Source organism: Candidatus Bathyarchaeia archaeon (assembly GCA_038882715.1).
In the GTDB taxonomy this organism is placed as follows: Archaea; Thermoproteota; Bathyarchaeia; order Bathyarchaeales; family DTEX01; genus DTEX01.
In genome coordinates this window covers 1-21,864 of sequence record JAVZNR010000010.1, presented here as the reverse complement: position 1 = coordinate 21,864, position 21,864 = coordinate 1, and the positions used below count along the sequence as shown (strand labels likewise).

26 protein-coding genes are annotated in these 21,864 nt (G+C 46.5%); 15 read left to right on the top strand and 11 right to left on the bottom strand.

All coding sequences use genetic code 11. The annotated features are described in order from the left end of the window. From QXR61_06905 to infB, 11 genes are all read left to right on the top strand, one after another. Positions 1-786 carry a 30S ribosomal protein S4e gene (locus QXR61_06905; GenBank protein MEM3757673.1) on the top strand — a complete coding sequence of 262 codons (786 nt, stop codon included), beginning with the start codon at positions 1-3 and terminating at the stop codon, positions 784-786. Continuing rightward, the gene (locus tag QXR61_06900; GenBank protein ID MEM3757672.1) at positions 773-1,363 is read left to right on the top strand and encodes a 50S ribosomal protein L5; all 591 of its coding nucleotides are present in this window, start codon (positions 773-775) and stop codon (positions 1,361-1,363) included. The genes QXR61_06905 and QXR61_06900 overlap by 14 nt, the downstream gene beginning before the upstream one ends. Further along, positions 1,360-1,524 (top strand): 30S ribosomal protein S14, encoded by a 165-nt coding sequence (locus QXR61_06895; protein ID MEM3757671.1) that lies wholly within the window; start codon positions 1,360-1,362, stop codon positions 1,522-1,524. Before QXR61_06900 ends, QXR61_06895 begins: the two co-directional genes overlap by 4 nt. Positions 1,525-1,536: 12 nt before the next feature. After that, complete coding sequence (locus QXR61_06890) at positions 1,537-1,926, top strand: 30S ribosomal protein S8 (protein MEM3757670.1); 390 nt, start codon at positions 1,537-1,539, stop codon at positions 1,924-1,926. A gap of 15 nt (positions 1,927-1,941) precedes the next feature. After that, complete coding sequence (locus tag QXR61_06885) at positions 1,942-2,508, top strand: 50S ribosomal protein L6 (GenBank protein ID MEM3757669.1); 567 nt, start codon at positions 1,942-1,944, stop codon at positions 2,506-2,508. Further along, positions 2,505-2,951, top strand: a complete 447-nt coding sequence (locus tag QXR61_06880; protein ID MEM3757668.1) for a 50S ribosomal protein L32e — start codon at positions 2,505-2,507, stop codon at positions 2,949-2,951. Before QXR61_06885 ends, QXR61_06880 begins: the two co-directional genes overlap by 4 nt. A 25-nt stretch (positions 2,952-2,976) precedes the next feature. After that, complete coding sequence (locus QXR61_06875; protein ID MEM3757667.1) at positions 2,977-3,429, top strand: 50S ribosomal protein L19e; 453 nt, start codon at positions 2,977-2,979, stop codon at positions 3,427-3,429. Beyond that, on the top strand, positions 3,429-4,031 hold the full coding sequence (locus tag QXR61_06870; protein ID MEM3757666.1) for a 50S ribosomal protein L18: 603 nt from the start codon (positions 3,429-3,431) through the stop codon (positions 4,029-4,031). Before QXR61_06875 ends, QXR61_06870 begins: the two co-directional genes overlap by 1 nt. 158 nt (positions 4,032-4,189) lie before the next feature. Further along, entirely contained in the window at positions 4,190-6,292 is a 2,103-nt protein-coding gene (locus QXR61_06865; protein ID MEM3757665.1) for an acetate--CoA ligase, read from the top strand. 27 nt (positions 6,293-6,319) lie between these two features. Next, positions 6,320-7,393, top strand: coding sequence for a phosphotransacetylase family protein (locus QXR61_06860; GenBank protein MEM3757664.1), 1,074 nt, complete (start codon positions 6,320-6,322; stop codon positions 7,391-7,393). Between the two features lie 172 nt (positions 7,394-7,565). After that, positions 7,566-9,353 (top strand): translation initiation factor IF-2, encoded by a 1,788-nt coding sequence (gene infB, locus QXR61_06855; protein ID MEM3757663.1) that lies wholly within the window; start codon positions 7,566-7,568, stop codon positions 9,351-9,353. A 29-nt stretch (positions 9,354-9,382) separates the two neighbouring features. Here the strand turns inward: infB and QXR61_06850 are convergent, their stop codons facing one another. From QXR61_06850 to QXR61_06830, 5 genes are all read right to left on the bottom strand, one after another. Further along, positions 9,383-10,348, bottom strand: coding sequence for a sugar kinase (locus QXR61_06850; protein ID MEM3757662.1), 966 nt, complete (start codon positions 10,346-10,348; stop codon positions 9,383-9,385). 53 nt (positions 10,349-10,401) lie between these two features. Beyond that, positions 10,402-10,605 (bottom strand): hypothetical protein, encoded by a 204-nt coding sequence (locus QXR61_06845; GenBank protein MEM3757661.1) that lies wholly within the window; start codon positions 10,603-10,605, stop codon positions 10,402-10,404. 101 nt (positions 10,606-10,706) lie between these two features. After that, a complete protein-coding gene (locus QXR61_06840) occupies positions 10,707-11,702 on the bottom strand; it encodes a BadF/BadG/BcrA/BcrD ATPase family protein (GenBank protein MEM3757660.1) in 996 nt (331 codons plus the stop codon). A gap of 69 nt (positions 11,703-11,771) precedes the next feature. Next, complete coding sequence (locus QXR61_06835; protein MEM3757659.1) at positions 11,772-12,512, bottom strand: SIS domain-containing protein; 741 nt, start codon at positions 12,510-12,512, stop codon at positions 11,772-11,774. A 116-nt stretch (positions 12,513-12,628) separates the two neighbouring features. Beyond that, positions 12,629-13,171 carry a macro domain-containing protein gene (locus QXR61_06830; protein ID MEM3757658.1) on the bottom strand — a complete coding sequence of 181 codons (543 nt, stop codon included), beginning with the start codon at positions 13,169-13,171 and terminating at the stop codon, positions 12,629-12,631. Positions 13,172-13,236: 65 nt separating this feature from the next. On the opposite strand from QXR61_06830, the gene QXR61_06825 reads away from it, so the two are divergent. Continuing rightward, a complete protein-coding gene (locus QXR61_06825) occupies positions 13,237-14,406 on the top strand; it encodes a transglutaminase-like domain-containing protein (protein ID MEM3757657.1) in 1,170 nt (389 codons plus the stop codon). 52 nt (positions 14,407-14,458) lie between these two features. Next, positions 14,459-14,845, top strand: coding sequence for a 30S ribosomal protein S6e (locus QXR61_06820; GenBank protein ID MEM3757656.1), 387 nt, complete (start codon positions 14,459-14,461; stop codon positions 14,843-14,845). A gap of 8 nt (positions 14,846-14,853) precedes the next feature. On the opposite strand, the gene endA is transcribed toward QXR61_06820, so the two are convergent. The 4 genes from endA to QXR61_06800 all read right to left on the bottom strand — a co-directional run bounded on the left by endA (position 14,854) and on the right by QXR61_06800 (position 19,423). Further along, a complete protein-coding gene (gene endA, locus QXR61_06815; protein ID MEM3757655.1) occupies positions 14,854-15,423 on the bottom strand; it encodes a tRNA-intron lyase in 570 nt (189 codons plus the stop codon). 17 nt (positions 15,424-15,440) lie between these two features. Continuing rightward, the gene (locus QXR61_06810) at positions 15,441-16,193 is read right to left on the bottom strand and encodes a DUF47 family protein (protein MEM3757654.1); all 753 of its coding nucleotides are present in this window, start codon (positions 16,191-16,193) and stop codon (positions 15,441-15,443) included. A gap of 6 nt (positions 16,194-16,199) precedes the next feature. Beyond that, the gene (glyS, locus tag QXR61_06805) at positions 16,200-17,747 is read right to left on the bottom strand and encodes a glycine--tRNA ligase (GenBank protein ID MEM3757653.1); all 1,548 of its coding nucleotides are present in this window, start codon (positions 17,745-17,747) and stop codon (positions 16,200-16,202) included. A gap of 86 nt (positions 17,748-17,833) precedes the next feature. Beyond that, complete coding sequence (locus QXR61_06800) at positions 17,834-19,423, bottom strand: tRNA uridine(34) 5-carboxymethylaminomethyl modification radical SAM/GNAT enzyme Elp3 (GenBank protein MEM3757652.1); 1,590 nt, start codon at positions 19,421-19,423, stop codon at positions 17,834-17,836. Positions 19,424-19,557: 134 nt separating this feature from the next. Between QXR61_06800 and QXR61_06795 the strand changes: the two genes are divergently transcribed. Both QXR61_06795 and QXR61_06790 read left to right on the top strand, forming a co-directional pair. Next, positions 19,558-19,755, top strand: a complete 198-nt coding sequence (locus QXR61_06795; GenBank protein MEM3757651.1) for a hypothetical protein — start codon at positions 19,558-19,560, stop codon at positions 19,753-19,755. A gap of 60 nt (positions 19,756-19,815) precedes the next feature. After that, the gene (locus QXR61_06790; GenBank protein ID MEM3757650.1) at positions 19,816-20,607 is read left to right on the top strand and encodes an ATP-binding protein; all 792 of its coding nucleotides are present in this window, start codon (positions 19,816-19,818) and stop codon (positions 20,605-20,607) included. 98 nt (positions 20,608-20,705) lie between these two features. Here the strand turns inward: QXR61_06790 and QXR61_06785 are convergent, their stop codons facing one another. Together QXR61_06785 and QXR61_06780 are read right to left on the bottom strand one after the other, a co-directional pair. Further along, positions 20,706-21,509, bottom strand: a complete 804-nt coding sequence (locus QXR61_06785; protein ID MEM3757649.1) for an AAA family ATPase — start codon at positions 21,507-21,509, stop codon at positions 20,706-20,708. A gap of 32 nt (positions 21,510-21,541) precedes the next feature. After that, positions 21,542-21,864 (bottom strand): 4Fe-4S binding protein (locus QXR61_06780; GenBank protein MEM3757648.1); only part of this gene is annotated, 323 nt, incomplete at its 5' end.

The following is a 21,864-nucleotide window of genomic DNA, read 5'->3' as shown; positions in this document are numbered from 1 at the left end:
ATGGGTAAGATGGGTGGAAGCAGGCATCTTAAGCGGGAAGCAACCCCGGCATTCTGGCCCATACATAGGAAGAAGTATGTTTGGGCCGTTAAACCTAGCCCAGGCCCTCACCCTATTGAGCGCTGCATCCCTCTAGGAATAATTATTAGGGATCTTTTAGGTTTAGCTGAGACAATGAGGGAAGCGAAGAAGATTATTGCTCAGGGGAGAGTTCTAGTTGACGGAAAGGTTAGGTGTGATGAGCATTTTCCCGTTGGATTAATGGATGTTGTCTCGATCCCTGAGATTAAAGCTTATTATAGGGTTCTTCCGTCTAGAAAGGGTTTAATTCTTCATAAAATAGGTTTTGAAGAGGCGAGCTATAAGATCTGCAGGATTGAGGATAAGACAACCGTTGATGGCGGGCATATTCAACTTAATCTTCATGATGGAAGAAACATATTGATACGCAGTGAGGATCCGAGCAAGCCCGCTGGGAATGCTTATAGAACTCTTGATACATTGAGAATAGGGCTGCCCAACCAAGAGATCCTTGAGCATTTAAGGCTAGAAGAAGGCATGATGGGCATAATTATAGATGGGGAAAACATAGGGAAATACGGGGTTATTAAATCTATTGAGGAAATTAGGGGGCAAAAGAAGCGTAAAAGTCTCGTGACGATAGAGGATAATAAAGGAGGCGTTTACTCCACAGTTTTAGATTACTTGTTCGTCATAGGCGACAGAGAGGCAAAAATATCATTGCCAAGCGAAGAGGTGGAGGAAGAGGCGTATGCTAGCAGCTGAGCAGAACGAGAACTTTAAGGTTAAGTGGCAAGAGAACCCTATGCTTAAACCCAGAATTGAGAAGGTTGTTGTTAATTGCTGTGTTGGAAAGTCCGGTGAACCGCTGGAGAAAGCCATGAAGTTGCTTGAGGAATTAACCGGTCAGAAGCCATGTTTTAGGAGAGCTAAGAAGACCATTAGGGATTTCGGTATAAGGCGAAAGGAGCCAATAGCATGTCTAGTAACTCTGAGGGGGGAGAAAGCCGTGGAATTTCTGAAGAGAGTTTTGGAGGCTGTCGACAATAGGATTCCGGTAAGCTCATTTGACAATTTTGGAAACTTCGCGTTCGGCATAAGCGAACATATCGATATACCTGGAACAAAGTATTCTCCGGAGCTCGGCATAATAGGTATGGACATATGTGTATCTTTATGCAGGCCCGGCTATAGAGTTAAATATAGGAGGCGTGCAAGATCCAAAGTTGGTGCAAAACATAGGGTAACAGCTGAGGAAGCCATGGCGTTCATGAAAGAGGAGTTCGGCGTTGAATTGACGGAAGAGAAGAAGGTGAAAAAGAGGGGGAAGCGTAAAGAATGAGCGAGAAAAATCAGAGGAAAGTAAGGAAAATTGGTAAGGGTAGCAGGCCGTGTAGGAGATGCGGATCCTACGGGCCAATTATAAGAAAGTATGGTTTAATGCTCTGCCGCCAATGTTTTAGAGAGGTGGCTGAAAAGCTAGGCTTCAAGAAGTATAATTAGAGGTGAGCGTGAATGAACATGGATACTATAGCGAATGGCTTAACCACGATTTACAATAATGAGTTGAGGCGAAAAAAGGAATGCTATATAATGCCAGCTTCTAAGCTACTGGGTAATGTTCTCAGGGTTATGCAGATGCATGGCTACATTGGCGAGTTTGAGTTTATTGATGATGGTAGAACCGGGAAGTTTAGGGTTCAGCTTTTAGGCAGGATAAATAAGTGTGGAGCCATAAGGCCCAGATACTCTTTTAAGGTTAAAGATATTGAGAAGTGGGAGAAAAATTATCTCCCTGCTAGGGATATTGGGATTTTGGTGGTTTCTACGCCGGAGGGCGTCATGTCCCATCTAGAGGTGAGGAAAAAGGGTATCGGAGGAAAACTTTTAGCTTACGTTTACTGAGATGGGTGGATTGGGATGCAGGTACAGGAGATTGAAGAGGTTAAGAGGGAGACTAGAAAAGTTAAGATTCCAGAAGGGGTTAAGGTAAGCGTAAACAAGATGCTAGTGGAAGTAAGCGGGCCGTTAGGTCATCTCTCCAGAGACTTTTCAGGCTATCCAGTGTCGATAAGTGTTGTAGGAGATGAGGTTGAGGTCTCAGCCCTCTGGCCTAAAAGGAGGGAGAAAGCCCATGTTGGAACAGTTGCCGCACATATTAGAAATATGATTAGGGGCGTAACAAAGGGCTTCACCTATAAACTTAAAGTTGTCTACGCTCACTTTCCAGTATCCGTAAAGGTTAGCGGAGACAAAGTTTTAATAGAGAACTTTATGGGTGAGAGAACCCCAAGGGTTGCGAAGATAGTTGGTAAAGCTAAGGTTACTGTTAAGGGAGACGATGTGATTGTTCAGGGAATAAATCTGGAGGAGGTTAGCCAAACAGCTGCCAACATAGAGCAGGCGACAAGAATAAAAGATAGAGACCCGCGTAGATTTTTAGACGGCATATATGTTTATGAGAGGCTGGAGGGTTTAGTTGCTTGACGGCAAGAAGCGAAGGCCTAGAAAAGCTGAAGGATAGCGTTGAGTTAAGGGAGAAAATAAAGAGGAAGAAGCCAGATTTTATCAGGCAAGAGAGCTGGCGATACGGCCGCGTCGACGAGAGCTGGAGGAAGCCAAAAGGCATAGACAGCAAGATGCGTAAAGAAGTTAAGGGATGGCCGGCTAAAGTTAAAATTGGTTACGGTGGCCCGAAGGCTGCCAAAGGTTTGCATCCATCAGCTTATAGGGAAGTTATCGTCTATAACGTTAATGATTTAAGTAAAATAAATCCTGAAACTGAAGCCGCAAGGATAGCTCATACCGTTGGCGCTAAAAAGAGGGCTGAAATACTTAGAGGTGCGAAGGAGATGGGCATCCACGTTTTAAATCCGGGTGTACCCATAGAGGAAAGAAAGGAGGAAACCGCGGAGACCAGCCAGAAATAACCGCTATACATGGAGGTGTTTGAAATTGAGTTTAAAGAGCCAGCGCAGGATGGCTGCGGAAATTCTAGGCGTCGGTGAGGATAGAGTTTGGATAGATCCCGAAAAAATTGAGAATGTTGAAGCCGCAATAACTAGGGAAGATATTAAAAGGCTGATACATGAGGGCGTCATAAGGAAACTGAAGGATAGAGGGGTTAGCCGCGCCAGAGCGCGCATCGCTCACGAGAAGAAGAGGAAGGGTAGGCGTAGGGGAATGGGGAGCAGAAGCGGTGCCATGAGCGCTAGAGTTAGCCATCAGAAGGATTGGGTTGAGAGGATCAGGTCTTTAAGAAGGAGGCTTCGTGAACTTAAGGAGAAGCACGTTATATCTGTTAGAGTTTACAGGCAGCTATATCTTAAGGCTAAGGCGGGCGCCTTTAAGTCAACTGCGGACTTGCACCGTTATATTGAGGCGCATGGTTTAAGGAGGAAGCGATGATGGCTGAAGGGCCCTCGTATAGCGTTCCGTTCAGGAGGCGTAGAGAGGGTAAAACAGACTACAGGCTTAGAAAAAAGCTTATACTTTCAGGTTTACCTAGGCTTATCGTCAGAAAAACCAATAGAAACATAATAGCTCAGCTTGTGAGGGCAACGGTTATAGGAGATGTGGTTATAGCGTCAGCGCACTCCCGCGAGTTGAGGAAGAAGTATAATTGGCTTGGAGACTTAAACAATCTTCCGGCAGCATATTTGACCGGGATGCTGTGCGGCCTAAAGGCTGCTAAGAAAGGTGTTAGGGAAGCCGTATTAGATATAGGTTTACATACACCTTCAAGGGGTGCAGCCGTATTTGCAACAATGAAGGGATTCGTGGATGCGGGGATAGAAGTTCCACATGATGAATCCATACTGCCAGATGAGTCTAGAATACGCGGTGAACACATAGCGAAGTACGCGGAGATGCTGGCTTCAGAAAGCATGGAAAAATACACAAAATACTTCTCAGAGTACCTGAGCAGGAACCTTCCGCCGCAAAAACTACCTGAGCATTTTGACATGGTTAAGGAGAAAATACTCGCAGATTTTAGAAACGGAGAATAGAGAAGTCGGATATAATATTAGCTTTTTAACCCCCTAAAAATCGAATAAAATTTTCATTTAAGATAAATGCGCCTTATACTTTAAGAGCTAGATATATATTCAGCTTAAGCGCTTAAAATGAGGATTCGACAGATATCCCAAGTTAACGAGGGTTGCCTATGAAGCTGGACGCGTTCTTCAACCCAAGATCCATAGCCGTTATCGGTGCAAGCAGAGACCCCTCTAAGGTTGGGCACAGAGTATTCAGAAACATCGTTGAAGCTGGCTTTAAAGGGGCTTTATACCCAATAAACCCGAACGCTGACGAGATACTTGGCTTTAAATGCTACAGAAGCATAAGAGAAACCCCCGGAGAAGTTGACCTAGCGGTAATAGTTGTTCCAGCCAAAATTGTGCCGTCAGTTGTCGAGGATTGCGGTTTAAAGGGGGTTAAGGGTTTAATCGTCATCTCAGCTGGCTTTAGCGAGACCGGCAGGGAGGGGGCGCAGCTAGAACGCGAAGTCGTCAGCATATGTCGGAAATACGGGATGCGCATGCAGGGCCCCAATTGTCTAGGCATAATAAGCGTTCAAAGCAGGGTGAACGCCTCATTTGCGCCCTCAATGCCTCTGCCAGGAAACATAGCGTTTGTCTCACAGAGCGGGGCTCTTGGAAGCGCTATATTGAATTGGGCTATTAGAAACGAGATTGGGTTCACGAAGTTCGTAAGCTTAGGTAATGAGGCTGATTTAAACGAAGCTGACTTCATAGAGGCTTTAGGCGAAGATGAGGATACTAGGGTTATTGGGCTTTATGTAGAGGGCGTTAAGGAGGGCGAACGCTTCGTTGAAGTAGCTAGGAGAGTCTCTAGAAAAAAGCCTATAATAGCCATAAAAGCTGGAACAACTAGCGCCGGAGTAAAAGCGGTTTCATCCCACACGGGATCGTTGGCGGGGTCAGAGACAGCCTTCTCAGCAGCCTTCAAAAAAGCTGGGATAATAAGGGTTAACACTCTGGAGGAGCTGTTTAACCTTGTTATATCGTTCAGCCTACAGCCAATCCCAAAAGGTAAAAGGGTCTTAATAGTGACGAACGGCGGAGGCCCAGGTATATTAACGGCTGACGCATGCGAGAAGATGGGGTTAGATCTACCGCTGCTGGAGTACGAGATAATAGAGAAGCTTCGGGAGCAGATGCCTCCCCATGCAAGCCTAAGTAATCCGCTGGATGTTCTAGGTGACGCTGAAGAAAACCGGTATAAATTGGCTTTAGAGTCCGGTTTAAAGAGTGGAAATGTGGATGGAATAATAGTTATTTTAACGCCGCAAGCTGTAACCCCATGTGAGGAGATCGCTAAGGTTGTTGCCGAGGTGGGAAAATCGTCCACTAAACCGATAATAGCGTCCTTCATGGGGCTTGAAGACACTTCTCCAGCCATCAGAACGCTTAAGGAGGGCCGCATACCGAATTACGCTTTCCCAGAATCAGCTGCCTTCGTTCTAAAAACAATGCATGAATACAGCCTCATACGTGATATGCCGGTTGAAGGACTAGCTCCGCAGCTAGACGTAAACATAGGGAAGATAGCGGATATAGTCAACCGCGCAAGGCTGGAGGGGCGCCCAACTCTAATGGTCGATGAGGTTATTGAGGTGGCTAAGGCGGCGGGCATACCTATGCCGACGGCTGGAATAGCTAGGAGCAGGGAGGAAGCCGGAAAAATAGCTGATTCAATCGGCTACCCGGTCGTCCTAAAAATAGTCTCACCCGATATACTGCATAAGACAGATATCGGCGGCGTTATACTAGGCGTTAGAAGCCGCAGCGAAGCCGAAGAAAACTATGAGATTTTAGTGAGGAGAGCGCGTTCCGCTATTCCAGGCGCAAGGATAACCGGCGTCCTCGTGCAGAAAATGGCGCCTCCAGGTAAGGAGGTCATCGTCGGCGCGGTTAGAGACCCTCAGTTCGGCCCATTAATAATGTTTGGTTTAGGCGGGATATACGTTAACTTCCTGAGAGACGTCTCGTATCGCCTAGGCCCGCTGACAAGGTCTGAAGCAGCCCAGATGATTGAGGAGACCAGAGCTTATACTCTCCTTAGAGGCGTTAGAGGTGAGCCGCCCTCAGATATAGATGCGGTTATCGATGTGATCCTCAAGATATCGCAGATTATGATGCAGGTCAAGGAGATATCTGAGATGGAGGTTAACCCGCTTTTTGTTTATGAGAGCGGCGAAGGATGCTTAGGGGTTGACATAAGAATAATAATAAGTAGGATTTAAGTTTAAAGTATATGTGAGGGATGTAAGTTGGTTAAAAAAGCAATATACGTTGCTTCGACGGATGAGCTTTCAGGTAAAAGCGCTATTATAATGGCGCTCATATCTATTACTAAGGAGATGGGCAAGAGCGTCGGATACTTTAAGCCTATAGGTTTTAGCTCCTCACTGATCCCTGGAAGAGAACACGTAGATGAGGATGCGGAGATAATTGGATCGATCCTGAACATGAGATGTGAGAGCAGCGATATATGCCCACTAGTGCTTAGAAAAGACGAGTTTCTAGAGGATTTTACAAGGATTGACATAAAATCCTGCATTGAAAAAATACATGAGGCCTACGAGAAGATCTCAAAGAAAGCGGATTTAATGCTTATAGAGGGGCCGCCCACTTTCTCCACAGGCGCCTTTGCAGGATGCCCTGTTCCGAAACTCGCAAGGGACTTTAACGCCGAAATACTTTTGGTCGAGAAAGCTGGAGAGGATTCTGTTGTAGATGACGTTCTGCAGGTTCAGGACTGCTGTATAAGGTGGGGTACTAGAATATTCGGCGTCATTTTGAATCGGATACCGCAGGACAGGTTGGAGCGGACTGAGCGGGTAATTAAGCCGTTTATCGAGAAATCTGGCATTAACGTTTTAGGTTTGATTCCTGAAGATAAAATGCTAAGCGCTCCCACCGTTAGAGAAATATGCGACTTCATCGGCGGAAGGGTCTTAGCTGGAAAGGATGGGTTGGATAAGATGGTTGAGGCTATTCTCATAGGTGCAATGACCCCTGAGAGCGCGGCAAAATACTTCCGAAAAGTGACTAATGAGCTTGTAATCACGGGCGGTGATCGAACAGACATAATTTTAACAGCTCTTGAAACCGATGTAGCAGCGATCGTGTTGACTGGAAATCTATATCCAAACGTGAGGGTTTTCCCAAGGGCTGATGAACTCAATATTCCATTAATACTTGTACCATACGACACTTATACGACGCTCCAGCATGTGCAGAAAATTATTGGAAGAATAAAGCCGAAGGATTCAAGAAGAATAAATGCCGCAGTAGAGCTCGTTAAGAGAAACGTTGATTACATGAAGATACTAGCTACATAGCGTCTTCATCGACTCCCCGCGCTTCCTCGCCTCCTTTGTAAGAGCCGTATCTAAGCGGAGATTCATTTATATATCTTGTCTACTTATCCATTGCTTAACCGCGCGGAACGCAGCCGCCTAGGCAGCCAAGCGATGCGGTTCTTAGGGTTGGGTAAGGCGAGAGTGATTTGAATTGGAGACTCGAATCAGGCAACCTATCGTCTGTGTCCTCGGTCACGTTGATACTGGCAAGACCACGCTTCTAGACTTAATTAGAAAGACTAGTGTTCAAGCCCGTGAAGTTGGAGGCATGACTCAGCATATAGGCGCAAGCTTCTTTCCAATAGATACTTTAAAGGAGATAGCTGGCCCATTTCTAAGGATCGTTGGCGGCGAAATCCGGATACCGGGGCTCTTAGTGATCGATACCCCGGGACATGAGGCTTTCGCGAACCTGAGGCGTAGGGGCGGCGGAATAGCTGACATAGCGATACTCGTCATAGATATTTTGAAGGGTTTTGAGGCTCAAACATACGAAGTTATTGAGATCTTAAAGTCTAGGAAGACGCCTTTTCTAGTGGCAGCAAACAAGATTGACAGAATACCGGGCTGGAAACCCTACCCCAACGCTCCATTCCTAGAATCCTACAAGAGGCAGGAGCCTGCTGTTAGGCAGATCCTCGACGAACATCTCTATAGGATCATTGGGAAGTTCTCTGAGCTATCTTTCAGGGCCGATAGATTTGATAGGATAAGAGACTTTACAAAAACGGTGGCCATCATACCGACAAGCGCGAAAACGGGTGAAGGAATACCGGAGCTTATAGCGGTTTTAGCGGGCTTAACGCAGCAGTATCTTAGAGGGAGACTCCAAACAACCAGCGGCCCAGCAAAAGGCACGGTCCTAGAGGTTAGGGAGGAGGTTGGTTTAGGCGTAACCGTGAACGCGATAATTTATGACGGCGTTTTGAGGAAAGGCGACATAATAGTGCTAGGCGGCAAGGAGAAACCCATTGTGACAAGCGTAAGGGCAATATTAATGCCTAAACCGCTCGATGAGATAAGGGATCCCAGAGAGAGATTCCTATCCGTTGATGAGGTTTACGCGGCTGCCGGAGTGAAAATTGTTGCACCAAACCTTGAAGGCGCTCTGGCCGGGGCGCCGGTGTACGTGGTTCCCTCAGAGGCTAAGGTAGACGAATATGTTAAGGAGGTTTTAGAGGAGATTGGGAAAATAAGGATATCGACCGAGATTGATGGAGTTGTCTTGAAGGCGGATACATTGGGCTCCCTAGAGGCTATAGCTGAAAGCCTTTCTAGGAACGGTGTCCCGGTAAGATTGGCGGACGTTGGCGACGTGTCGAAGAGAGATGTGACTGAAGCCACAATCGTTAAAGAGAAGGAGCCTTTATACGGCGTCGTCCTAGCATTTAATGTTAAGGTTTTACCCGACGCTGAGGAAGAGGCGAAAGCGCACAATATACCCATCTTCTGGCACAACGTCATCTACCACTTGATTGACGAGTATATTAAGTGGATGAGAAGCGAGAAGGAGACGCGTGAGAGAGGCGAATTTGAGAGGCTGGTTAAGCCGGCGAAGATAAAGGTTCTGCCGGGCTACGTTTTCCGTAGATCTAAGCCAGCAATAGTTGGCGTGGAGATCCTAGCCGGACAGATAAAGCCTAGAATAAGGTTAATGACAGGCGAAGGGAAGGAGATAGGCGAAATACTGCAGATACAGGATAAGGGCGCAGCGATCCCAAATGCTGGAAAAGGGAGGCAGGTTGCCATCTCAATAGATAGGCCGATCGTCGGGAGACATTTCGATGAGGGAGACATACTTTACTCTCATATTCCAGAGGAGCATGCAAGGCTCCTAAACAGCAAGTTTAAGGATAAGTTAAGCGCCGACGAGATGGAGGCTTTAGGCGAAATAATCACGATAATGAGAAAGATTTCACCTCTCTGGGCATCCGGCTAACGGCTAAGAAAAAAGATTTGCTTTTCCCCTCACCTGAGCACCACGGGCTCCTTTCTCTGGAAAGCCAAAAACTTCTCAATATCCTCCCATGATGGCAGATTTTCTATATCGCCCCTAACAGCTACAACCAGTGCGCCGGCGGCGTTACCAAACATTAAGGCCTCTTCTAGGCTTCTCCCTCGAAGAATGCTCGCTATAAATCCGGCCGCAAACGCGTCCCCCGCGCCGATAACATCGACAACCGGGACTTTAAACCCTGACTTCACAAAAATCGCTCGCCCATCGGACGCTACAGCCCCTTCTGCGCCGAGCTTAACTGCAATTATCCTTGGGCCCAGCGCAAGCATCCTATCAATTATTTTTCCCGGATCTTTCTCGCCTATTAGGATCTCAGCGTCTTCTGGTTCAGTCAAGACTATGTCTGCCTTCTCAATCATTGGGAGCAACGTCTCTCGGGCTTTTTCCGCTTTAAGCCAGAGCTTCAATCTAATATTCGTGTCGAAGGAAACCATAATCTTGTTTTCAACAGCAATCCTCAACGATTTAAATGTGGCTTCTCTGCAACTCTCGCTTAAAGCGGGCGTGATCCCCGTTAAATGCAGCAGCCTAGAGCCCTTAATGTAGTTCTCATCTATGTCTCCAGGCGACATTCTGCTCGCAGCTGAACCCCGCCTATAATAGAGCACGGAGCTCCTCTCCGGTATAGGGTAACCCCTCTGTATAAAATATATGCCGGTTGGCGCCTCATAGTCTATCTTAACCCTTGAGGTATCTACACCCTCACCCCTTAAAACAGAGAGAATATATTTCCCAAACTCATCGTTTCCAACGCGAGTTATAAACCCCGCCTTAAAGCCGAGCCTAACCATGCCTATCGCAAAGTTGGCCTCCGAACCCGCAGCATGCTTCTCAAAGTACACCACGTGCCTTAAGGGCCCAGTTGTAACAGGGTTAAATTGAACTAGCATTTCACCCAGAGTAACGACGTCGAGCATGGTGAACCCCACGCATATATTCTGTGAATCTCTGGAAGCACATCTTTATTCCGCTATTTTCTGTAAACCGCTATAAACCTTCTTATGGATCTATCATACGTTCTCTCGACTTCAGGTGGGAAATAGCATGCCGGTAACTCGCCATGCAATCTATGGTTAAGTAGGCATTGGCAGCAGATACCTTTAATATCGCATGGATACGTGCATGGACAATTCTCCAAGTTAACTTCTATGTTTGGGCAAGGCTTCCTCTCCATATTAATCCACCAACATTCACTAGAGCGGTAGCCCATTTAAGGATTTTCGATGCCCAGCCGAACACAAAGTTCCCGATATCTTTGGATTTAAAGGGAAGCGTTTACTCCCCAATTTCACGCGCCACATTTTCCATCAGAGACAACTTATCCTCGTCGCTTATCTCTAAGTTAAGAGCCTTATATCCCATTATCAGCGCGCCTACAACCGGATGCTCTACTGGAGGAGTGAATATGACGTTTGGCAGCCGCTTTGACACGTATTTCTTGAAGTGCTCCCACACCGTTAAATCCGCTCTGAAGACGCCGCCCGACACGCCAACCACTATACGCTCACCTTTATTGAAAAGTCTCCTCGCTATGGCAACCGCCGCTTTACCTAACTCCTCACCCGCATCCCTCAATATTTTCATCGCCACCCTGTCGCCTCTTCTCGCAGCTGAAAAAACTACTCTAGACAGCAAGGCAATATTGGTTGACGTAACCTCATGGTAGATTTTTGGAACTATATCTTTAAAGTCGCTTACCCCAAACTCCTCCCTAAACATGTCCACCAGAATGGTTTTTCTCCCTCTCCCATCATAGGCCTTCGTGGCTGAAGCCAGCGCCTGCCTCGCTATGTAGAAGGCGCTCCCCTCATCGCCTATAAGCCAACCCCATCCGCTGGATATCATGCTCTCCCCCCTACTATTCATGCCGTAGGCTATGGAGCCAGTGCCGGCGACAACAACTATGCCCGGTTCGCCGCCTGTTGCAGCGTAGAAGGCGACTACAACATCGTTAACTATTACCCTGTTTCTAGCGGATTCTAATGGAACTATTTTACTGGAGATTATCTCGTAATCACGCTGCGTCGTCAACCCGCCGATCCCAAAGCATCCCACGTCGGCTACTTTACCCTTCAGCTGCCCATCACTAATACTTGAATAAGCCATCTGAATAGCTTTTTCAACGTTTCTTCGAGCGTTCTCGACGCCGACAACATTATAGTTGCATGGGCCAGCTTTTCCAACCCCAACAACCCTAAAATCTTCATCAGAAATAACGCATATGGTTTTTGTTGCTCCACCATCAACCCCGAGAACCAGTTTCCTATGCAAAGGATATTTCACCCCGCGTTAAGCCCATGATCACTTAGAGCCGCATAAAACTTAGACATAGGTAACCGCCTATAGAGGCTTGATTCTCCTGAAGTATTCTGCCAGTATCGCCCTATTCTTCTCTTCTCCACCGGGTATATGCGCGCTCACCCAAATTCTAGGCTTAACACCATCCTTAATCAGCTTATCAACTGTGGCGATCACTAGGCTCTGTAAGATGAAGGAGTTTATTATTGTGGATACAGGCGCTATCTTCGCCGATAAACCCTCTACGTCTATTACGGCATCTCCGGGCGGCATCTTATTATCTATGGAGACATCGGCAACCTCAAATAGCTTTTTCCCATAAGGGTTCTCGACCGGAAGAGACTTAGAGTACTCCTCCGAAGTTATAGCGATAACCTTTACCCCCCTCTTCCTTGCTTCAATCCCAGCTTCAACTGGAAGAACCCTGTTCCCTGAATTAGAAACAATTATAAGCGTTTCTCCCTCCTTCAAGCCATAATAATTAATTAGAACCCTAGCGTATCCAGGCAGCTTTTCAAGCTCTGTACTTTTAATGGCGCCGTTATAGGCTGACACGCTTAGGTCAAGCATTGGATAAACTTGAGGCAGGCCGCCAGCACGATAAAAAATATCCAGAGCCAAAGCCATGGAGTGCCCGGCGCCGAAAGCATAAATTAAATTGTTTTCTTTGACGCAGTCAGCCATAATTTTAGAGGCGTTCAAAATGTCTTCCCATTCCTCTGAGTATATCCTTTCAATCAGCTTGAAAATTTTGTTCTTATATTCCTCGATTAGGGGTAGCATAGATAAATCTCTGAGAAAACATCTAAAAAACTTATTGCTTTAAATCGTCAATTATCTCCGCGCAGACGTATCCGAACAAATTGCTTTTTAGGAAGACCATAAATAGATGCGTCCCACTAACCAGCCTTAAATCTTTCAAGAACCTCCCTAAATACGTTGAATGTTTCCTCATCATATAAGCAGAAAATTATTCTTTTTATGCTTGTCCCGCCCCTGACATATGATAGCGTCGCCGCTATCATTGTTTCAGCGCAGATCTTTTTCGGCAACCCGAAGGCGCCTGTCGAGATCGCTGGGAACGCTATGCTGGATATATTATGTTGCTCAGCAATTCTAAGACTATTTAGGGTTGCCTCCCTAAGCTTCCTTTCCTCGTCACCTTCACCGTAAACCGGGCCGACAGCGTGTATAACATATTTCGCCTTTAAGTTTCCTCCGCCTGTTATAACGGCTCCTCCGACCGGCACAGGTCCATTTTTAGCAACTATTTCATCGCATTCATCCTGTATTTTCTGCCCGCCTTTCCTTCTTATCGCGCCGGCAACCCCTCCGCCCATCTTGAGTAAACTGTTCGCCGCGTTAACGATGCATTCGACATCCAGCTCAGTTATATTCCCTTTAACGAGCTCGATTGATGTTTCGCCAACTTTGATCTGCATAAAATTTCACCATAATATTCTGCAAAAAGACAATTATTTAAGCCTTCGTGACAATTTATCTTTTGATGCCCATATCTACTCAAGTAAGCCGTTTTGACATAGAGCCGAAAACAGCAGCAAAAGTACGAGACTACTTAATCATCCTAATGCTCTTAGCGTTCCTGCTGCTGGCAGTTTTAAGGCAAGCTACCTATAGGCCGCCGCTAGAAGGGAAGGTCTTCAGCCTAACCATGAAAGTCCTCTTCGAAAATAGAGAGGAGAAAAAGATATGGAACTTAACTGATAACGATAGGGCAGTAGGCCTATTTATTAACAATAGCTGGCAGGAGGCTTATCTGGCTAGGGTTTCTCACAGTATAGAGAGTATTAAGAAAGATTCTAATGGGAACGCTGTGCTCATACTAAACCTTGGAAGAGAATCAATCGTGCCCGGCGAAAAAGTAGGCTATAATGCTACATATGTTTTAATATTTAAGGAGAGGAAGCTGCCGAACATTTCGGAGGAGATCTCTGGGAGAATCGACGAGATCCCGGAAGATCTTCGAAAAGAGCATTGTCAGCCGACAAGTCTCTGGCAGTCGAACGTATCCACGCTCATGGAGGAAGCCCTAAAAATAGTTGGTAATGAAACTAATGTTCTGAAAATTATTAAGAGGTTCGTCTCGTGGATAGCGAGGGAAATCAAATATGAAACCTCCGAACTCCCGAAGTATCCTATAGAAACATTTTTGAGCCGTAGAGGAGACTGCGACGACCAAGCAAATCTGCTCATAACGTTTTGCCGCGCGGTCGGCATACCAGCTTATTTGCAGGTTGGCTGCATATATATTAGCGGCTGGAACAGCAATAGAACATATTACAGCGGGCATCTCTTGTTCAGACAGATTAGAGTTGGTTGGCACGGCTGGGCAATGGTTTTTATTCCACCGTGGGGTTGGCTGCCAGTTGATTTAACATATGTTGAGGCTAATCTAGAGGCAGAGCCCTTAAAATCCATAACTTCCTCAGCGATATTAAGGCATTACACGTTTCAATACATGAACATAACTAAAACCGATTATGCCGCCGAAGCCCGATTACTGAAGGGTTTCCTTGAAACCCATGAGTTCTACATATGCGAGGAGGACATTATGGAGGAAAAAACTCTTTCTATAGGGCTTTACCCAAATATTATTGTTCCCCTCATACCGCTTCCAAGACTCTACGTTTCATCCAAAGGCTATTTATGCGAATAATTTATATGTCGAAACTCATTTTTTCAAGAATATCTCTTGGAGAGAACAAAGTATGGCTAAGTTCAAGATAATAGTTTCGGATCCCAAAACCGGCAAATCAAAGTCTGTTGAGGTGGAGGGGGCTAGAGCCACCCCGTTGATTGGCAGAAAGATAGGTGATATAGTTGACGGCTCAGTGGTTGGAATGCCCGGCGTAAAGCTTATAATAACGGGCGGAAGCGATAAGGACGGATTCCCTATGAGGCCTGATGTCCACGGAGGCGTGAAGACGCGCATCCTGTTAAGTAGTGGAGTTGGCTTTAAACCTAAGGATAAAGGTGAAAGAAGAAGAAAGATGGTTAGAGGAAACACTATAACGGAAGATATTCTGCAGATAAACATGAGAATTATGGAAAGCGAGGAGGAGAAAACCACAGCTACTGGCGAAGAAGCCGCTTAAACCTGCATTTACGCTTTAAACCACTTAAAAATCAGGTACTCTACTTTACCCTTCTCAAGGTCTGGAACAGCTATAATAAATCGTTTTCTAACAGTTGTTGCAAGCCGCCCCGCTTTAACTATCTCCGTCGGCGTTATCTCATCCTTTCTACTCTTAACTGAAACCATGTAGGGAGCATGCTCTAACCCAGGACCCTGCTTATATACTGCGAAGTCGCATCCAAACTTTACGCCAGGCGTTACGACTAGGCCCTTCTCCCTTAAATCCTTGTATACAGCAAACTTTAAGTCAAAGTCCTCGTAAACCTGTCTAGCCCTAGCCCTCAGAACCCTCACGCTAACCCTGCTTTTCTCCAGCCCCTCGAAAACATCTATTATGCCCTTCTCCAGTAAATAGAGGCCCTCCATTAGGTCGAGCACCAGCGGGACATTAAATTCGGGGCTTTTAGGCTTCGGTATTCCAAGCGGTTTCCCATAGAAGCCTATTTTATAGAGGTTTGACCCGTCTTTCGGATCCCAGACTACTAGAAAGTTCTCTAGAAACTCCGCTTCAATCTTTGCGTTTTTGTTTGAGGTCATATTTACGTCCTCTGAGATTATAGGGCGAGGGAGAGAATCCTCACGGCGTCTGAGGCATCCTCTATTTTGTCAGCCGTATCCTCTAGGAGACCTATTATGTCCCTTATTAAAAGCATCTTGGATGCTTCAATATTTTGCTCCAGTAACGATATCTCCACCCTCCTATAGAGGTTGTCGACCTCTCTTTCAGTGATCTCGACCTCCCTAGCTTTTTCAAACATTTGTGGAGAACCATAATTCAGCGCAAACACTGCGTCTCTCAGCCTCATCATAGCGTTGAAGACAGCGCTTGAAAGTTCGGCTATGCCTTTCTTGAGCTCCCGCGGTACCTCCCATTTCCGCTCAACTATAACCAGTATCCTGAACGATACCCCCTTACATAAATCAGCTATCTCGCTTATCACGTAAATGAACCTTAGAAAGTCTTCGCGGTTGAGCAGTATGGCGCCTACCTCAACAATCTCCTGCGTGACAGCTCTCTTTGAATCCGCTATCTCATCGCTTAGTCTCTGAATTTCATCGTACGAATGTAGCACAGAACCTGCATCTCCAGCGACAAAGCTATCGACTAGCTGTGCTGTCTTACGAACTATCTCAATGATCTTTCTCAAATGGTCTTGGCATAGGTTTAAAGCCCTTCTCTTTGCGCGCGGCTCGGCTTCTATTGGGAATACCAACTGTAAGCCCCCAACCTCAATATTCAGTGTTAATTCTCTAAAAGAGATAGTAAAAAGACTGTTTAAAAATCTACCTATAACAGTAGCCTTCAAAACCGCTCAGTTCTTGACTGCGGAGCCTAAATCCTCAAAGTTAATTCTGTAGCGCAGGTATTCGTATATGAGCCGCGGCATTTTACCTATCTCAGCTCTAACCTGCCTCCACGTGTCCCTATCACGTATTGTTACAGTGTTGTCTTCAAGCGTCTGATAGTCTACTGTTATGCATAATGGGACACCTATCTCATCGAACCGTGCGTATCGTCTGCCAATATAGCCAGATTCATCGTATTCGACCGTAAAGCCTTCATCTAAAAGAACCTTGTAGACCTCTCTGGCTTTTTCGGGAAGCCCATCTCTGCTCACTAGAGGCAAGACAGCCACCTGCACTGGAGCTATGTCCCTAGGCAGCTTAAGAATAACCCTGCCGTCCTTCACCGTGTACGCGTACTCTAGGGTTGCGTAAGCTAAGCGATCCGACCCGAAACTCGGCTCAATAACGTGTGGAATAAAATGCCTGCCCCCGTTCTTTTCGCTCGGTTTAAAGACCCTCATATCGACGGCGCTCTCCCTCATATGCCCCTTCAAATCATAGTCCGTACGATAATTGAAGCCCGCAACCTCAACCCAACCCCATCTTTCAAGGTAAACCTCTTGATCAAAGCCTTGGGCGGAGTAATGTGCCCTTTCCCAAGGATGCTTCTCTATGAAGCGCTGCCTATCTTCCGGTATGCCTAAGCCTGCGACAAACCGTTTGGCCAGCGCCATGAAGAACGCCAGCCACTCAACCATAATGTATCCGTCAGCCACCATCTCCCTGACTGTTAACTCCACGGGGCTCTCGTCTCCGCTAAGCCTATTCCTAGCTAAAACAACCCTCAACCTCTCGTCCGCAACCTCATTTAGAAGCGGACATTTCGCGTTCTCCGGGTCAAAGAAGAACTCCAAGTCGATTATTGTGAACTCTCTAAGCCTTATCGGCCCCTGCCTAGGCGATATCTCGTTTCTCAACGCGTGACCTATTTGGGCGAAACCTATCGGTAGGCGCTCCCTGACCTGCTCATATAGGCGCTTAAACTCGACGAATATTCCTTGAGCAGCCTCCGGGCGCCCATAGCCGACGTTATCAGCGTACGGCCCAATACTCGTCTGAAACATTGTTAAAAAATATTTTGGCTCAGAAAACTCTCCACCGCACTCCGGGCATTTAATATTGTGGCGCTCAATCTCGTTTTTAATATCCTGAAGCCCCATCCTGTCGGTTTCCTGCGAACTTATCTTCGCGAGGTCTTGAAGGAGATGGTCTGCCCTAAACTTCCTCCTACACTTTAAGCATTCAACCATCGGCTCCTTAAAATGCTCCACATGCCCAGAAGCCTTGAAAACCCGCTCCGGAGCAATTATGGGCGTCTCGACCTCATAGAAATTTAGCCGCTTCAGGAAAAATTCTCTAAACTTGTCTTCTATCCTCCGCTTCATAACGGCGCCGAAAGGACCCCAGCAGATGAAGCCGCTTACGCCACCGTAAATCTCATATGACTGCCAGAAGAAGCCTCTTCTGCGGGCCAGCTCGCTTATTTTCTCAAATTTATCCGCGCCCTTCATCATTTTAACATTCACCTTACTGCTTTTAAGTTAAGCATCATGGGCGTTACTTATCAGCCCTAAGTAGCCATTTTATTATAGGCTATTATTCACCCATATAGGTTTTTGCTCATGTAGGGTCCATCATAAACGTAGCCGAAACGCATATAATACCGTTTTGTTCCAAGAGCGCTTGTAACTAGAATCTTCCTGCAGCCCTGCTCAATGCTTATTCTCTCGGCTTCCTCCAGCAGAGACTTGCCGAAGCCTCTATGCTGATAGCCCTCATCCTCACGTTTCCCAACTGGAACTAAGGGCCCTAGAACGCGCAGCTCCCTTATTATAGAAGCATTTTTCCCGGAGATCTCCGGCCTATGGGCCATGCTGGATGGGATCCTAAGTCTCAGATAGCCTACCAACACATCGTTCGCTGGATCCTCAATGGATATGAAGAATTCCTCGCCTCCAGAGGCTTCATAACGCCTAACCAAAACCTTAATGTTATCGGGGTCGGGTTTAACGCGGTCTTTAAGCCACCTATGCCCGACCTCACGGCACCTAATACATCTGCAGCGTAAACCTTCATCTCTAAGCATCTTTAGGGCAAGCTCCCGAAGATTGCTACTCTTTACGCCGGCCTCTATGAGGTATGCGGGTATATCCCTTTGAACGCGCATAATCCTAACCCATTCTGGAGTGATCTTCTTGACCTCTGCAACCAGCCTAGCGGCCTCCTCCGTCGTATAAGGCCTATAAAGACCTTTAGCCCACCAGTCGTAGATCTTAGTCCCCTTAACCACTAGACACGGATATATCTTAAGCATATCGGGCTTAAAATCCGGTTCAGAAAAAATTCTTCTAAAAGCCTCTAAGTCCCTGTTAAAATCTGATCCTGGAAGCCCCGGCATCATGTGATAGACTACCTTTAACCCCGCGTCCTTAAGGATCCTGGTCGCCTCTATGACGTCTTCGACGCTATGCCCCCTATCTACGAGCGCATATATGTCGTCGTAAATGTTTTGTACACCTATCTCAACGCGCGTCGTCCCATAAGACAGCATCAAGTCAACTTGATGCTCTTTACACCAGTCTGGCCGCGTTTCAACGGTTATGCCGACATTCCTTACGCGGCTTACCTCAGCGTTCTTCTTCGCCTCCTCAATCGATGTTGAGCGCAACCCAGTAACAGCATCCAAACACTCCTTAATGAAGTATTTTTGGTAGTCCTCCGGCATAGCGGGAAAGGTTCCGCCCATAACTATCAACTCAACTTTATCGACTGAGTGGCCTATGGCTTCAAGCTGCTCAATCCTATGTCTAACCTGCCTATATGGATCGAAGTCGAATTGTAGGCCGCGCATCGTAGCTGGCTCACGGCCAGTATAGCTCTGCGGAACGCCGTATGATGGGCCTCCCGGACAGTATGCGCATGGCTCCTTCTTGGGGCAAGGCCACGGCTTAGCCATAACCGCGATAACGGTGACCCCTGAGATTGTTCGAACGCTCTTTCTTCTTAAAACCTTGAGGAGCCTAGGCCTCTCTTCCGGCCTCAGAAATTTTATGAGTTCAGAGTTCGGTGGCAGCGCGCTTAAATCATATTTTTCAGCAACCTTAATCTTGGCTGCTTGAACATCCTTGGGTGTGGGTTTTGGTACGCTCATTATATGCTCGATGATCTCTCGATATATGGAGGCGTCCATTAAACATCATTCATTATAAGGTTAAGAAAGACATCTATAAACTTCTCTGTTAATTGCGCCAGCGGGAACCATAGGTATATCTTGAGGAAAACATTCTAATATCTAATAATATCTGAAGAGAGGGCGGAAAATCCATGTGCCTCTTAAAAATCTATGTTAATGATGCTAGAAACGGTGGCAGAAGACTGGTCGCCGAAAACGTTGCTCTCATAGCTGCGGATCGCGGATGCATCAAGATCCTAAATGTGGACGCTGAGGAGAGAATCCTACCGAACATGAAGATATCGCTTATTGACGCATTAAACTCAATCGTCATTATAGAAAGCCAGTAGGCTAAAATCTGCAAAACACATTTAATTAAATGTCATGTACACTGTTTAACGGTGTTAAGCATGAAGATCATGGTTTGCGGGAAGGGCGGAACTGGCAAGACGGCTTTAACAGTCCTTATGGCTAAAATACTCTCAGAGAAGTTTAATGTCTATATCGTTGACTCCGACGAATCCAATGTTCTCTTACCGGATCTTTTAGGGGTTAAGCCGCCAAAACCCCTCGTCGAATATGTTGGCGGAAAAAAGGATGAGGAAGTTTTTGAGAGAATAGAGCCGGACATAGTCCAAGCGTTGTCAAAGGCTAGGGGAGGAGTAAGGCTAGATTTGCTGCCAGAAGAGTATGTAGCGACCTCCAGCGATGGGATAAAGCTCGTAACCGTGGGTAAGGTTAGGGAGTATGGCGAAGGCTGCGCATGCCCATTCAACATATTGGCAAGAATACTGCTCGGCAACCTTATCTTAAGAGAGAATGAGATTGTCTTGGTGGATACCGACGCCGGAATCGAGCATGTGGGCAGGAGGCTTGAAGAGGTTTCCGATGGACTAATGGTCATCGTTGACCCGACAGCCGAATCCATGGAGCTGGCCCTAATACTAAAAAAGGTAGCTCAATCCCTAAAGAAGAAATTTTGGGTTATAGCGAATAAAGTCACCGAGGACATTAGGGAGCTAGTCATGGATAAAGCCGCCGAACTAAATTTGGAGATTAATGGCGTAGTGAGGTTCGATAGGGAACTTTATGTTTCATGTCTCAGAAGAGAAACCTTAAAATCAAACATAGCCATGCTAGATCTAAAGGAAATCTTAAAGAAAACTATTCTAGCGGAACTAGCGGAGAAAAATGGTAGCTAAGAAATTTTATTGGGAGTTGTCCTTGTGTCTCTAGTAGGCGCATACCATCTATGATAGCCTAGGCTGCTTTAGAACAAGGAAAACAGGCGCAGAATAAATCAATCCTTTTTCAGCAGGCTTCTCATCAGTTTCCCGCTTAGCTCCTTGATTGCCAATACTGCCGGCGACGAAGGCGAATAATCTATCGGCGCCACGCGGAGCCTCCCAGCTTTAACCACACATACATCGAATGGGATAAGATGCAACAGGTTTAGGCCAACTTTGCTGAAGGCTTCCTCAACATACTCTTTATCTTCAACAGATGAAATCTTATTTCCGACAAAGAAAACCCGCTTTATGCCTATTTCGCCGGCCAAATTCTTTATTCTCATCGCTGTCTCTATAGATGGGGCGCTCGGCTCAACAACACAGAGAAGCGCGTCGAAACCCTTAGCGGTCGCCCTGCCGAGCGGCTCCAAGCCAGCCTCCAAATCCATTACAACGACGTCGCCTTCTTTAAGGGCTACATGCCTGATTAAGGCGCTTATAAGCGAGTTAGCGGGACACGCGCATCCGGAGCCACCTGATCTTATGGTTCCCATAACAAGCAGCCTAACGCCATCGGGCCCAATCACACCATACTTATCCGCTATATCTTCAACCGTCGGCGTCAAGCTAAAGAATATTCCAAAAGCTGAGCCGGGTTTAGCCCCGGTTCTCTCCTCTATCAGCGAAGTGTTCTCGGCAATAGGCACTATTCTCGATGAGACTTCGGGCGGAATTCCTATCGCGTACGCTAAATTCATGGCTGGATCAGCGTCAACAGCCAACACCCTGTAACCCTGACGCGCATAGACGCGCGCTAGGGTTCCGGAAATCAGGGTTTTTCCCACACCGCCCTTCCCAGCTACAGCGATCTTCAAGATGGATCCACCTTTTTTTAGCGCCTAAGCGCCTAATGCTGAAAAACGCGGCTCACTAAATTAACTCTTCTCTTCGAGCTTAGGGTTTGAAGGAGCTTAACCGCTTCAGCCGGCTTGCTGAAGGATTCTATTTTTCCATCAGCCCTCTTCCTCGTCACCTTAATGCAGTCATCGACTATACAGCTTAGGACGCAGGCCGCGCAGTAGACGCATAGGTCTTCAACTAAGTTTACTCTGCCATAGCCCCAGTAGAGGGCGTTGGTTGGGCAGGCTTTAATGCAGAGCTTACACTCTATCCCCTGACATATCTTATTGTCGATTTTCACATTTCCCTCAATAAAGTATTCTTTGACGC